The organism is Brachybacterium horti, from assembly GCF_054777615.1.
On sequence record NZ_BAAHAM010000004.1, the window covers coordinates 531,886 to 545,567 of the forward strand.

Sequence of the window (13,682 nt, forward strand, 5' to 3'; positions counted from 1 at the left end):
GCATGCGGGAGATCCGCGTCGCCGTCGTCGGGCTCGGCTGGATGGGGCGGCTCCACGCCGCCTCCTACCAGCGGCTGCCCTCGCGCTATCCCGAGCTGGGCGTGCGGCCGCGGCTCGTCGTCGCGGCGGACCCGGTGGAGACGAACCAGCGGGCGGCCGTCGAGCAGTTCGGCGTCGAGCGGGCCGTGTCGAGCCTCGAGGAGGCCCTCGCCGATCCGGCCGTGGACGTCGTCTCGATCTGCTCGCCGAACTTCCTGCACCGCGAGCTCGCCCTGCTCGCCGCGCGGGCCGGGAAGCCGTTCTGGATCGAGAAGCCGATGGGCGTCTCCGCCGCGCAGTCGCGGGAGATCCGCGACGCCGCGCGCGAGGCCGGGATCGCCACGGCGGTGGGCTTCAACTACCGCCACGCCCCCGCGATCGCGCACCTGCGCGCGCTCGTCGCGGAGGGGCGGCTGGGCCGCGTGACGAACGTGCGCTGCCACCTCGACGCCGACTACGCCTCCTCGCCCGACGGGCCCCTCACCTGGCGCTACGACCGCCAGAAGGCGGGCAGCGGCGTGATCGGGGACCTGCTCTCCCACGGCGTGGACCTCGTCTCCCACGTCACCGGGCAGGCGATCACCGAGGTCAGCGCCATGACCGACGTGTTCATCCGGGAGCGGCCGATCCCGCTCGGCGCGGGCGTGGGCCACGGCGGCATGGAGCTGAGCGGCGAGCACGGCCCCGTGGGCAACGAGGACTGGGCCGCCGCGCTCGCCCACCTCGACGGCGGCGCCCACGCGACGCTCGAGTCCAGCCGCGTCGCCCGCGGCCACCGCTCCGACTACGCCCTCGAGGTGTTCGGCACGGAGGGCTCCGCCCGCTGGTCCTTCACCCGCATGAACGAGTTCGAGGTGATGATCGGCGACGGCGGCACCGAGCACGGCTACACGACCGTGCTCGCGGGCGCCGGCCACGGCGACTACGCGCGCTTCCAGCCCGGCCCCGGCATCCCGCTGAGCTTCGACGACCTCAAGACCATCGAGGGCGCGGCCTTCCTCTCCGACGTCACCGTCGGCTCGGCGCTCGCCCCGAACGCCGAGGACGGGCTGCGCGCGGCCGAGGCGTGCGAGGCGATCGTCCGCTCCGCCGCGAGCCGGGCGTGGGAGGCGGTCAGCGCGAGCTGAGGTCGGCCGCCTTGTCCGATTGCGCGCTGGGGTTCCGTTAGTGGAACTCAGGCGCGCAAACGGGCGGGCAGGTCAGGCGGCGTCGGGGCGGAGGCGGCGCTCGGGGTCGGGGATGCTCGCGAGCAGGGCCTGGGTGTACTCGTGCTGCGGGGATCCCAGCACCTCGCGCGCGGTGCCCTGCTCGACGGCCTTCCCGGCGCGGAGCACCGTGACGTGGTCCGCGAGGGAGCCGACGACGGCGAGGTCGTGGCTGATGAAGACGCACGCGAAGCGCGCCTCCTCGATCGCCTCGCGCAGCACCTCGATGACATGCGCCTGGATGGTGACGTCGAGGGCGCTCGTGGGCTCGTCGGCGACGAGCAGGGAGGGCCTGCGGATCAGCGCACGGGCGATCGAGACCCGCTGGCGCTGCCCGCCGGAGAGCTCGTGCGGGAGCCGGCGCGCATAGGAGGCGGGCAGGCGCACCTGCTCGAGCGCCGCCGCCACCCGCCGCGCGGCATCGGCGCGGCTCGTGGTCCCCTCGAGCTGCAGCGGCTCCCCCACGCTCCAGCCCACGGTGCGCCGCGGGTTGAGCGAGGAGGCAGGGTTCTGGAACACCATGCCCACCTGGGCGTACGCCGCGCGTCGGGCGGCATGGCCCAGGGTGCGCGGGTCCACGCCGCCGAGCTCGAGGGTGCTGGCCTCGACGGGGACGAGGCCCGCGAGCGCCTTGCCCCAGGTGGACTTGCCGGAGCCGGACTCGCCCACGAGACCGTGGATCTGCCCGGGCCGGATCTCCATGCCGACCCCGTCGAGCGCCCGGTGCGCGCCGCCGCGACGGCGGTACTCGACCGAGAGCCCCTCGACGCGCACGACGGGCTCCCCCTCCTCGGCGGCGCCGTCGGCCGCGGAGGCGTGCTCGAGGGCCTCGGCGAGCCGGGGCACGGCGGTGAGCAGCTCGCGGGTGTAGGGCGCCGAGGCGTTCCCGAGCACCTCGCGCACGCTCCCCGTCTCGACGACGGCGCCGTCCTTGAGGACGACGACCTCGTCCGCGATCTCGCCCACCACGCCCATGTCGTGCGTGATGAGCAGGACCCCCACCGCGCGCTCCTCGACGATGCGGCGCAGCAGCTCGAGGATGCCGCGCTGCACGGTGACGTCGAGGGCGGTGGTGGGCTCGTCGGCGATCAGCAGATCCGGGTCGCCGCTCAGGGCGAGGGCGATGACGACGCGCTGCATCTCGCCGCCGGAGAGCTCGTGCGGGTACGAGGCGGCCGTGCGGTCCGGGTCCGGGAGGCCGACGGAGGCGAGCAGCTCCCGCGTCCGCTCCCGCACGCGGGCCGCGCCGCGGAGGTCCTCACGCACCGCGAGCACGTCCCGGAAGGCCGCGGAGACCTTCATGACCGGGGACAGCGACTGCCCCGGCTCCTGGAAGACGGTGCCCACGCGGTGCGCGCGCACCTGCCGCAGCGGCCCCGGCGCGAGGCCCACGAGCTCCTCCCCGTCCAGCCGCGCGCTGCCCCGGACCTCCGCGCCCGCGGGCTGGAGTCCGATCGTGGACAGGGCGCTGATGCTCTTGCCCGAGCCGGACTCGCCCACGAGGGCGGTGATCCGGCCGCGGCGCACGGTGAGGTCCAGGCCGGACACGATGGTCCGGCCCGCGATCGCCACGTGCAGGGCGTCGAGGACGAGGAGGTCGCTCGCGGTGGTCATCAGCCCAGCGTCACCGTGAGGTAGTTCGGGTAGGCCGGGAACTCGCCGATGACGAAGTCCTTCACGCCGGAACCGTGGAGGAAGGAGTTCTTCGAGTAGATGAGCGGCACCAGCGGGGAGTCCTGCAGGATCTGCTTGTCCACGGCGGCCCACTTCGCGGCGGCCTCGTCGGCGTCGACCGTCGAGGAGGCGTCCAGCAGGGCCTTGTCCACCTCGGGGTTCGAGTAGCGGGCGAGGTTGTAGTTGCCGCCTCCGATCTGGCTCGAGTCGAACAGCGGGGTGAGGTTCGCGTCCGGGGAGGGGACGTCGGGCTGCCAGGAGCCGAGCACCAGGTCGTAGCCGGAGCCGTCGCCCGCCGGGACCTCGGAGGTGTAGGCGTTCTCGTCGAGCGGCTGGATCGTCACGGTGATGCCGGCGCGGGCGAGACCCTGCTGGATCGCCTCCGCGGCGGCGGTCTCGTCCTCGGTGATGACCAGGCGCAGGCTGAGGTCCTTCACGCCGGCCTCGGCGAGCAGGGACGTCGCCTTCTCGGCGTCGCCCGCGGGCGCGTCGCCGTACAGCGAGTACTCCTCGCGGCCCTCGATGCCGGGGGTGATGAGGGTCGTCGCGTAGTCGCCGGAGATCTCGCCGCCCTTGGCGGTGCGGTAGGCCTCCTTGTCCACGGCGTACTGGATCGCGGTGCGGACCTTGACGTCCTTGAGCGCCTCGGACTGCGTGTTCATGGCGAGGTACTCGAGCGCGCCGGGGCCGGAGGTGACGAGGCGGTCGCCCACCTTGGGGTCGTTCTGCGCCTGGACGAGCTGGGCGGCCGGCACGAAGCTGGCGAGGAAGGCGTCCTGGGCGTCGGAGCGGTCGGCGATGAGCGACTGGGCGACGACGCTGGAGTCCTGGGCGAGGGCGAACTCGATGCTGTCGGGGCCGCCGGTGCGGGCCTGGTCCGTCGAGGAGTCCCACTTCTCGTTGCGCTCGAGGACGACCTGGCTGCCGGCCTTGTACGAGGCCACGCGGTAGGGGCCGCTCGCGACCGGCTTGGTCGCGTAGCTCTCGGGCTCGCCGGAGTCCTCGGGGACGGGCGCGAAGGCGGGCGTCGAGGCGATCCAGCCGAAGGCGCCGTAGGGGCGGTTGAGGTGGAAGACGAGGGTCGTCTCGTCCTTCGCCTCGATCGAGTCGAGGTGCTTCCCGGAGAAGGGGCCCTCGTAGTCCTCGCCGCCCTCGAGCAGCACCTTGTGGTAGGTCAGGCCGCCCGTGAGCTCCTTCGCGAAGGAGCGCTCGAGGCCGTACTTCACGGTCGCGGCGGTGATCGCCGTGCCGTCCTCGAAGGTGAGTCCGTCCTGGAGGGTGAAGGTCCAGGTCTTGCCGTCGTCCGACGGGGTCCCGGTGTCCGTGGCGAGGTCGGGGATGAGCTCGGTGGGGGCGTCGGCCGAGGTCTTCCAGGCGGTGAGGCGGCGCGCCGTGAGGCCCAGCGAGGTGATCGCGAGGCTCTGGCTCGTCGCGGGGTCGAAGCTCATGTCCTCGCTGGTGGAGAAGATCGTGAGGGTGCCGCCCTGGGCGCCGCCGGCGTCGGACGAGGAGGAGGAGCCGCCGTCGGTGCACGCGGCGAGCGCGCCGAGTCCGAGGACGACGGGGCCGGCGGCGAGGAGGCCGCGACGGGGGAGGCGGGGGCTGGTCATGAGGATGTCTCCTGGGTGGTGGGGGTGGCGGGGCGGCGGCCGCCGACGGCCAGACGGCGGTCGAGCAGGGGCCGGGCGAGGTCCGCGGCGAGGTTCGCGAGGACGATGAGCAGGGAGCCGACGAACGTGGTCCCGACGATGACGGGGAGGTCCGCGGTGGAGGTCGCGTCGAGCAGCAGCGCGCCGAGGCCCGGCAGGCCGAAGATCCGCTCCGTGATGACGGTGCCGCCGAGCAGGGCGCCGAGGTCGAGGGCGACGAGGGTCGTGAGCGGCAGGGCGAGGTTGCGCAGGGCGTAGCGGTCGATGCGGCGCTCGGGGAGGCCGGCGGCGCGGGCGGTGCGCGCGTAGTCCAGGCCCAGCTGCTCGATCATCGAGGAGCGGACGAGCCGGGCGTAGACGGCGCCGTTGAGGAAGGCGAGCGTGGCCCACGGCAGGATCAGGTGCAGCGCCCACGGGCCGGGGCCGTCGGCCAGGTTCTCGTAGCCGCCGCTGGGCAGCAGGCCCAGGCGCAGGGCGACGACGACCACCGCGAGCAGGCCCACGACGAAGGCGGGGGCGGAGGCCGAGATCACCGAGACCGCGGTGACGACCCGGTCGAGGATCCCGCCCTGGCGACGGGCGGCGAGGGCGCCCGCGGCGATGCCGAGGACGGACTGCAGCACGACGGCGCCGATCGCGACCGAGACGGTGACCGGGAACCGCTCACCGATGAGGGTCGTGACGTCCTGGTGGTATTGGAAGGAGTAGCCCAGGCACGGGGCGGCGCAGTGCACGAGCACGTCCCCGGAGCCGTAGGTGCGGCCCACGACGATCGCGGCGAGGAAGCTGCCCAGCTGCGCCCACCAGGGGCGGTCGAAGCCCATGAAGCCGCGCGCGGCCTCGAGGTCCTCCGGGGAGCAGGGCTTGCCGCACATGCGCAGGGCGGGGTCGATCGGGGCGAGGTAGAAGATCGCGTAGGTGAGCGCGAGGACGACGAGCAGCACGCCGAGGCTGCGGGCCACGCGCTGGAGGGCGGGGATCACGGGCGGCCTCCCCGCGGGTCGAGGGCGTCCCGGAGGGTGTCGCCGAGGATGGTGAAGGAGAAGGTCACGAGGAACAGGGCCGCCGCGGGGAAGAGCAGGAAGGCGGGGTCCACGAGCAGCCAGTTGATCGCGTCGCCGATCGAGCGGCCCCAGGACGGGGTGGGTGGGAGCATGCCGACGCCGAGGAAGGACAGCGTGGCCTCCGCGGCGATGCGCCCGGGCAGCGAGATGCAGGAGAAGACGATGACGGTCGAGGCGACGTTCGGCAGCACCTGGTGGCGGAAGACGTGCCCGAAGCGTGCGCCCATGACGCGGGAGGCGACGACGTAGGGCTGGCGGACGATGACCCGGGTCTCCGCCGCGACGACGCGCGCGATCGAGGGCCAGCCGAACATGCCGATGACGAGGGTGAGCAGCAGGGCGCGGGGCGCCTCGAGCGGGAACAGCGCGCTGAGCGCGATCGCGAAGATGAGGAAGGGGAAGCCGAGGGTCACGTCGGTCGCGAAGTCCACGAGCTTCTCGACGACGCCGCCGACGGCGCCCGCGACGATCCCGAGCACCACGCCGATCACGGTCGCGAGCAGGGTCGAGGCGAGGCCCACGAGCAGGGACACGCGCGCCCCGTAGACGACGAGGGAGAAGAGGTCGCGCCCGGTGCCGGGCTCGACGCCGAACCAGTGGTCGCCGCTCACGCCGCCCAGCGCGCCGGCGGGCGCGGTGTCGGGGCCCAGGGCGTCCGCGTGGTACGTGAACGGGTCGTTGCCGCTGAGCGCGGCGAGCTGCGGCGCGAGCAGGGCGGCGAGCACGCTCACCAGCACGACGACCGCGGCCGCGAGCGGCAGCGGGCGCAGGAAGGCGCGGCCCACCGAGCGGCGGGCGGGGCGCTCGTCGAGCGAGGCGGCCGCCTCCGCCGGCAGGGCATCGCTGGTCGTCATCATCAAGGCTTTCGATTGTCCCAACGTGAACGTTGGTCAGTATCCCACCGCCCACCCGCCGCGGTCGCCCCGGAGGACACATGCGGTCAAGGCCACAGGCGGATCAGTCGGTGCGGGCGAGGTGCTCGTGGATGCGGGAGACGACCCCGGCCCCCTCCCCCGTCGCCGAGGCCACGCGCTTCATCGAGCCGGAGCGCACGTCCCCCGCGCAGAAGACGCCCGGCACGGAGGTCTCGAGCTCCGCGGGCGGCAGCCCGCCGCGCCAGTCCTCCCCCGGCACGTCACGGCCGGTGAGCACGTAGCCCTTCGCGTCGCGACGCACCGCGGCGGGCAGCCACTCGCAGTGGGGCTCCGCGCCGAGCAGCAGGAACAGGCCCTGGACGGGTCGGCGCTCGCGGGAGCCGTCGCGCTCGAGCTCGAGCCAGGCGAGGTCGCCGTCCTCCGCGCCGCCGTCGACGACCTGCGTGGAGCCCTCGACGGTGATCCGCGGGTTCGCCGCGATCTCGGTGATGAGGTAGGCGCTCATCGTGGAGCGGAGGTCCGGGCGGCGCACCGCGATCGTCACCGAGCGGGCGAAGCGGGCGAGGTGCACGGCCGCCTGACCGGCGCTGTTGCCGCCGCCGACGACGACCACGTCCTGCCCCTCCATCTCGCGGGCGGCGGTCATCGCGGCGCCGTAGTGCACGCCGCGGCCCACGAGCTCCTCGAGCGCGGGCACCCCGAGCCGGCGGTAGGCCACGCCCGTCGCGACGACGACGGTGCGGGCGAGCAGCTCCCCCGCCTCGGTGCGCACCCGGTGCGGGGCGCCGTCCTCGCCGGGCACGAGCTCCTCCGCCTCCCAGCCGGGGAAGAAGCGGGCGCCGAAGCGGATCGCCTGGCTGCGGGCACGGGTGGACAGGCGCATGCCGGAGATGCCGCGCGGGAAGCCGAGGTAGTTGCGGATCATCGAGCTGCTCCCGGCCTGCCCGCCGACGGCGCCCGCCTCGAGCGCGAGCGTCGTGAGCCCCTCGCTCGCCGCGTAGACGCAGGCGGCGAGGCCCGCGGGCCCCGCGCCGACGACGACCACGTCGAGCACCTCGTCGACGTCCGCGAGGGAGGCGGCGTCGGACCGGCCGAACAGCTCACGGGCGAGGGTGCGCACGTCCGGCACGTGGCGGGGCGGGCGGTCCTGCGTGACGACCTGCGGGTACGGGCCGACGTCGCCCGGGCCGGGCGGGTGCACGCCGTGCGGGGTGCCGCCGCGGAAGAGGTAGTCGTGCAGCTCCCGCGCGACCGGGTCCCCGGGCGGAGCGATGATCCGCACGGTCTCCACCTGCGGTGCGGCGATCGTCGCGGTCCACTCGTTCAGCAGCTCGACGACGGCGGAGTGGAACTCCTCGTCCCGCACCCCGCGCGGCATGAGCAGGTGCGCGTCGAAGGCGCCCATGGCGACCTTGTGGCGCAGCGCCTGCGCGTGCTCGAGGAACTGCGGCCAGGGGGTCACGGCGAGCCGGCGCGCGGTGGGGACGAGGGCCCGCTGCTCGTGCAGGGCGTGCTTGAGGGAGGGCGTGGGCAGGGTCGTGTCGAGCACCATCAGGGCGAGCGGGGCGCCCTCCTCCTCGGCGCGGCGGATCAGGGCGACGCCCTCCTCGAGGGACGGCGCGACGGTCACCGCGTACTCCGCGGCGTAGCGGCCGAACTGGGCCCGCAGCACCTTTTCGTTCTCGGCGGTGACCAGCAGGATCATCGGATCGCTCATGAGGGCTCCTCGCGTCGTCAGGCGGTCGCGTGGTGGATGTAGCACCAGCGCCAGGTCTCGCCCGCCTCCGCGGACTGCATGACTGGGTGGCCGGTGTCGTGGAAGTGGTTCGTCGCGTGCTGCGCCGGGGAGCTGTCGCAGCAGCCCACGTGCCCTCACTCGAGGCACTGGCGCAGGGCGACCCAGCGGGCACCCTCGGCCACGCAGCTCGCGCACACGGGGTCCTCTGGCGTCTCCGCGATGGGGAAGGCCTGCAGCTCCTCGCACCAGCCGCCCTCGCCGGCGCCGGTCGCGACCATGTCGCCGTGCGCGCCCTCCGCCTCGTCGAGCATCGACTCCTCGAGGTCGAGCATGCCGAGCACCTCGCGGATCACGTGGGACGGGGTGCGGCCCTTGCTGCGGATCTCGAGCACCTTCGTGCGCTCGGCGCGCAGCATCCTCCGCCGCACGCGGGTGTACGCCTGGCTGGGCGTCTCGTCGTCCGAGGAGGTGGACAGCCGCTCCCAGGCGGCGAAGCTGCGCTGGTCCACGCGGGCACGGACCCCGGCGATCACGTCCTCCGGGGTCTCCCCCGCGCAGGTCTCGAGCTCGGCGAGGCCCGCCTCCCCCGCCTTGTGCAGCACGGTCGCGCGGGCGAGGGCCTCGACGGCCGGGTCCTCGGGGCGCACCCGCAGCAGCCGGGTGAGCCACGGCAGGCTCAGACCCTGGAGGTAGAGCGTGCCGAGCACGACCGTGAGCGAGGCGAGCACGAGCAGGTCGTGATGCGGCACGGAGGCGGGGATGACGAAGACCGCCGCGATCGTCACGACGCCGCGCATGCCGGCCCAGGAGACGACGAGCGCATGGGACCACGGCTCCCGGTCCCGGTCCTTACGGGTGAGGTTCTGGATCCCGTGGACGAGGCTCACCCACAGCACGCGCAGCACGATCACCGCGGCGAGCACGGCGAGGCAGAAGCCGATCGCCCGGAGCGCGGAGACGCTGCCGTCGAGGCCCGCGACGATGCTCGCCGCCTGCAGGCCGATCAGCAGGAAGACGGCGTGCTCGAGCAGGTAGGCGATGCTCGTCCAGGTCACGCGCTCGGTGATGCGGGAGGCGGAGGTCTGCACGATCGGCGCCTTGTGGCCGATCAGCAACCCCGCGACGACCACCGCGATCACGCCCGAGGCCTCGATCTCCTCCGCGACCAGGTAGGCGGCGAAGGGGATGACGAAGGAGATGCCGGTGTCGATGAGCGGGTCGTGGACGAGCCGGCGCACCTGCACCACGACGAGCGCGACGATCAGGCCGACGATCAGCCCGCCGCCCGCGGCGATGACGAAGTCCTCCGCGATGGTGGCGACGGCGACCGTGCCGGAGATCGCGGCGATCGCGGTGCGCAGGGAGACCAGCGCCGTCGCATCGTTGAGCAGCGACTCGCCCTCGAGGACGGTGACGATCTGCCGGGGCAGGCCGATCCGTCGGGCCACGGCGCTCGCGGAGACCGCGTCCGGCGGGGCGACGACGGCGCCGAGCGCGATCGCGACCGGCCAGCCGACGTCGGGCATGATCGCCATGACCACGGCGGCGACGCCGAGCGTCGTGAGGACGACGAGCGCGACGGAGAGCAGCAGGACGGGGACGATGTTCGCCTTGATGTCCTGGATCGAGGTCTGCAGCGAGGTCGAGTAGAGCAGCGGCGGCAGCAGGCCGAACAGCACGAGCTCCGGGGAGAGCTCGACCGCGGGGATCATCGGCAGGAACGAGCCGACGAGGCCGACGGCGAGCAGCACCATGGGTGGCGGGAGGCGCAGGCGCTCGGCGAGCGCGGTCCCCGCGAGGGTGGCGACCGCGAGGCCCACGACGAGAAGGAGGATGTCCACTCCAGGGATCATGCCGCACCCGGGCCGCGTCCGGGAGGCTCCGGGCGTACCCCCAGGGGGCGGCGATAGGCTCGGGGGGTTCCGCCCTCGACCAGGACCGGGGTGACCGTGACCGATCCCAGTGACCGCCCGGACCCGGGGCCCACCGCGCCCGGGGAGCAGGACCTGCCCTGGAAGGCGACGGCGGAGCGCCGCGACCTGTGGGGGCCGGTCGAGAAGCCCCTCGAGGGCACCGTGCACACCCCCGGAGCCCCGCGCGGCGGGCGCCTCCTCGGCCTGGGGCTGCCGCTCCTGCTGGGGGTGGTCGCCGGGGCCGCGACACTCCTCCTCGGCATCGGCGGGATCGGCGGCATCGCCCTCGCCGCCGGGGTCGGCGTGATCGCCGCGGGCGGCAGCGGGCTCGCCGTGCGCACCCTGCGTCCCGAGCCGCCGCTCCTCGAACCCGCCGGGACGGAGGTCGCCGACGGCACCCGCACCCTGCTCGAGGGGATCCTGCGCGACACCGCCGCGGGCCGCGAGCGGATCGCGGGACTGCGCGCGAGCAGCCGCGACGCGGCCGTCGGCCCCGTGCTGGGTCGCGCGGAGGACCTCTACACCCGGATCGAGGCGCTCGCCCGCACCGAGGAGGTGCAGTCGCGGCGGCCGTCCGACGGCGGCCTCGCCCTGCTCGAGGGCATGGCGGACCGCTACGTGCCCGAGCTGCTCGACGCCGTCGAGGACACCGCCGGGTTCCTCGCGACCTTCGCGGGCGCCGCCCGTGAGGACGCCCTGACGAACCTCCGCGGCATCGACGAGCAGCTCACCGTGCTCGGCGAGAGCCTCGAGGAGATCGAGAAGGACCTCGTCGCCGGCGTGACCCGCTCCCTCGACGTGCACGCCGAGTTCCTCCGCACCCGCTTCGCGGACCACCACGTCACCCCGACCATCGACCTCTGACCCGCACGAGACCAGGAGAAGCCATGGACAAGCTGCAGCCGCCCACCCCCGAGCCCGAGTTCGTCGCCGCGGAGCCCGTCGAGGAGCTCAGCGAGGAGAAGGCCGTCTCCCTGCTGAGCGACCTGCCCGCCGATCAGGCGAAGGCGCTCGAGCAGCGGGCCGGCAGCTGGATCGACGAGGTCTCCGCGCTGAACCCGCACTCGCAGGAGTTCAGCGCGCAGGTCGCCGCGATCGGCGCGGTCGCCAAGAAGACCTTCGAGCGCACGGGCGCCTCGAGCTCCCGCTTCATGGAGCAGTCGATGCGGGACGCCCGCGACGGCGGCGCCCAGGAGAAGGTCGCCCAGAGCCTCGTCCAGCTCCGCACCCGCATGGAGGACCTCGCGCCGAAGCCGGACACCTTCGCCACCAAGGCGCTGTCCTTCCTGCCCGGCCGCGGCGCCGCGAAGCGCTACTTCCGCGGCTTCGAGTCCAACCAGAAGCAGCTCGACGAGGTGCTCCAGGCGCTGGGCCGAGGGCAGGAGATGCTGCAGCGGGACAACGCCGAGCTCGCCGTGGAGCGCCGCTCCCTGTGGGAGGACCTCCAGAACCTCCAGAAGGCCTCCCACCTGCTGGGACAGCTCGACTCGCAGGTCGTGGACCGCGCCGCGCAGGCGCGGGCGGAGGGCCGGGCCGACGTCGCCGACGGCCTCGAGCGGGACGTGCTCTTCGCGGTGCGCCAGCGCCGCCAGGACGTCGCCACCCAGATCGCCGTGACCGTCCAGGCCTACCTCTCGATGGGCCTCATCGAGGACAACAACACCCAGCTCGCGCGCGGCGTGGACCGGGCCCGCACCACGACCGTGACCGCGCTGCGCACCGCCGTCATCACGGCGCAGGCGCTCGAGAACCAGCAGATCGTGCTCGACCAGATCGACGCGGTCAACCGCACCACGAACGACCTCATCGACCGCACCTCCCAGATGCTCGCCCAGAACACGGCGCGCATCCAGGAGCAGGCGGCCACCTCGGGCGTCTCCCCCGAGACGCTGCAGCGCGCCTTCGACAACCTCTTCACGACCATGGACGGCATCGACGCCTTCCGCGCGAAGGCCAACGAGAACTTCCTGACCACCGTGAACACCCTCGAGCAGCAGGTGGGGCGTGCCCACCCGTACGTCGAGCGGCTCCAGCACGACCCCACCGAGGACCGCACCCTCGAGGGCGGGACCCGCACGACCCTGTCCATCGAGGACTGAGCCGGCGCACGCGAGCGGCCCCTGCCCCCGGTGACTCGGGAGCAGGGGCCGCCTGCGTGCTGCGGGTGGGACCTCAGACGGAGGTGTCCACGCGGGTGCCGTCCGGCTGGACGCCCGGGGTGGCCTCGACCGGGTTCCGGCCGGCCCAGGCGCGCATGCCGATCGCGGCGCCGATCGCCCCGAGCACGAGGACCGCGCCCAGGAAGAACATGCCGTTGACCGGGTTGCCGGTCGCGTCGGAGACCGCGCCGACCACGTAGGGGCCGACGAAGCCGCCGACGTTCCCGAAGGAGTTCACGAACGCGATGCCGATGGCGGCCGTGGCGCCCACGAGGTAGCGGGTGGGCAGCGCCCAGAACACGCCGGCGACCGAGTAGAGGAAGAACGCCGCCATGGACATGGCCGCGATCTGCAGCGGCCCCGGCGGGGCGACGGCGGCGAGCAGGATGCCGATCGCCGCGCCCACGTAGATGACGATGAGCGGGATCCAGTTCTCGCTCATGCGCGCGGCGAGCCGCGAGGTGACGAAGATGCCGATCACGCCGAAGAGGTACGGGATCGTGGCGAGCCAGCCCGTCTCCGCGGAGGAGTCGCTGAATGCGCTGATCACCGTGGGCAGCCAGAAGCTCAGGCCGTAGATGCCGACGGTCGAGGGGAAGAAGAGCAGGGCGAACACCCACACGTACTTCGAGCGCAGGGCCCGCAGCGGGTTCGCGTGCGACTCCTGGCCGTAGAGCAGGCGGTCCTTGTCCAGCTCGCTCTCGATCCAGGTCGCCTCCGCGTCGGACATCCACGGGGCGGAGCGCGGGGTGTCCCGCAGCCACAGCAGGGTGGGGACCGCGGCGGTCATCGCGACGACGCCCGCGAGGATGAACAGCCAGTGCCAGCCCTGCAGGCCGAACCAGCTCAGCTCGAGCACCACGCCGGAGAGCGGGCCCATGACGAGGAAGGCGATCGGGGCGGCGAGCACGAAGGTGCCGGTCGCCTTGGTGCGATGACGCTGCGGGAACCAGAAGGTCAGGTAGAACAGCACGCCCGGGTAGAAGCCGGCCTCGGCGACGCCCAGCAGGAAGCGCAGCAGGTAGAACAGGCCGGTCGAGTTCGTCAGCGCGGTGAGGGCCGTGATGAGACCCCACGTGAAGAGGATCCGCGCGAACCACTTCCGGGCCCCGACCTTGGGGAGGACGTAGTTCGAGGGGACCTCGAAGAGGAAGTACGCGAGGAAGAACAGGCCCGCGCCGAGGCCGAAGGCGGCGTCGCTGAGGCCCACCTCCGCGGACATCTGGGTCTTCGCGAAGCCGAGCACGGAGCGGTCGATGTACGCGATCGTGTACAGGACCATGACGAAGGGCACGATGCGCCAGGTGATCTTGGAGATGAGCCGGCGCTCGTCGATCTGGGCGGATGATTCCACGGTGAATCCTCA

General features: G+C 73.4%; 11 protein-coding genes. 3 read left to right on the forward strand and 8 right to left on the reverse strand.

Annotated elements, in window-relative coordinates; translation table 11 throughout:
- Positions 1–2 precede the first annotated feature (2 nt).
- Complete coding sequence (locus ACYVAP_RS15385; RefSeq protein WP_498861365.1) at positions 3–1,166, forward strand: Gfo/Idh/MocA family protein; 1,164 nt, start codon at positions 3–5, stop codon at positions 1,164–1,166.
- A 72-nt stretch (positions 1,167–1,238) separates the two neighbouring features.
- Here ACYVAP_RS15385 and ACYVAP_RS15390 read toward each other — a convergent pair whose 3' ends face one another.
- The 7 genes from ACYVAP_RS15390 to ACYVAP_RS15420 all read right to left on the reverse strand — a co-directional run bounded on the left by ACYVAP_RS15390 (position 1,239) and on the right by ACYVAP_RS15420 (position 10,085).
- On the reverse strand, positions 1,239–2,858 hold the full coding sequence (locus ACYVAP_RS15390) for an ABC transporter ATP-binding protein (protein WP_498861366.1): 1,620 nt from the start codon (positions 2,856–2,858) through the stop codon (positions 1,239–1,241).
- Positions 2,858–4,528 (reverse strand): ABC transporter substrate-binding protein, encoded by a 1,671-nt coding sequence (locus ACYVAP_RS15395; RefSeq protein ID WP_498861367.1) that lies wholly within the window; start codon positions 4,526–4,528, stop codon positions 2,858–2,860. The genes ACYVAP_RS15390 and ACYVAP_RS15395 overlap by 1 nt, the downstream gene beginning before the upstream one ends.
- Positions 4,525–5,550, reverse strand: a complete 1,026-nt coding sequence (locus ACYVAP_RS15400; protein WP_498861368.1) for an ABC transporter permease — start codon at positions 5,548–5,550, stop codon at positions 4,525–4,527. Before ACYVAP_RS15400 ends, ACYVAP_RS15395 begins: the two co-directional genes overlap by 4 nt.
- Complete coding sequence (locus ACYVAP_RS15405; protein ID WP_343903768.1) at positions 5,547–6,485, reverse strand: ABC transporter permease; 939 nt, start codon at positions 6,483–6,485, stop codon at positions 5,547–5,549. The genes ACYVAP_RS15400 and ACYVAP_RS15405 overlap by 4 nt, the downstream gene beginning before the upstream one ends.
- Positions 6,486–6,588: 103 nt before the next feature.
- Positions 6,589–8,223, reverse strand: coding sequence for an NAD(P)/FAD-dependent oxidoreductase (locus ACYVAP_RS15410; protein WP_498861369.1), 1,635 nt, complete (start codon positions 8,221–8,223; stop codon positions 6,589–6,591).
- Positions 8,224–8,240: 17 nt separating this feature from the next.
- Positions 8,241–8,372 carry a UBP-type zinc finger domain-containing protein gene (locus ACYVAP_RS15415; protein ID WP_498861370.1) on the reverse strand — a complete coding sequence of 44 codons (132 nt, stop codon included), beginning with the start codon at positions 8,370–8,372 and terminating at the stop codon, positions 8,241–8,243.
- Between the two features lie 6 nt (positions 8,373–8,378).
- On the reverse strand, positions 8,379–10,085 hold the full coding sequence (locus ACYVAP_RS15420; RefSeq protein ID WP_498861371.1) for a cation:proton antiporter: 1,707 nt from the start codon (positions 10,083–10,085) through the stop codon (positions 8,379–8,381).
- A gap of 108 nt (positions 10,086–10,193) precedes the next feature.
- On the opposite strand from ACYVAP_RS15420, the gene ACYVAP_RS15425 reads away from it, so the two are divergent.
- Together ACYVAP_RS15425 and ACYVAP_RS15430 are read left to right on the forward strand one after the other, a co-directional pair.
- A complete protein-coding gene (locus ACYVAP_RS15425) occupies positions 10,194–11,021 on the forward strand; it encodes a hypothetical protein (RefSeq protein WP_498861372.1) in 828 nt (275 codons plus the stop codon).
- A gap of 23 nt (positions 11,022–11,044) precedes the next feature.
- Positions 11,045–12,256: a toxic anion resistance protein gene (locus tag ACYVAP_RS15430; protein WP_498861373.1), complete on the forward strand. Its 1,212-nt coding sequence runs from the start codon at positions 11,045–11,047 to the stop codon at positions 12,254–12,256.
- A 73-nt stretch (positions 12,257–12,329) separates the two neighbouring features.
- On the opposite strand, the gene ACYVAP_RS15435 is transcribed toward ACYVAP_RS15430, so the two are convergent.
- On the reverse strand, positions 12,330–13,670 hold the full coding sequence (locus tag ACYVAP_RS15435) for an MFS transporter (RefSeq protein ID WP_498861374.1): 1,341 nt from the start codon (positions 13,668–13,670) through the stop codon (positions 12,330–12,332).
- Positions 13,671–13,682: the final 12 nt, after the last annotated feature.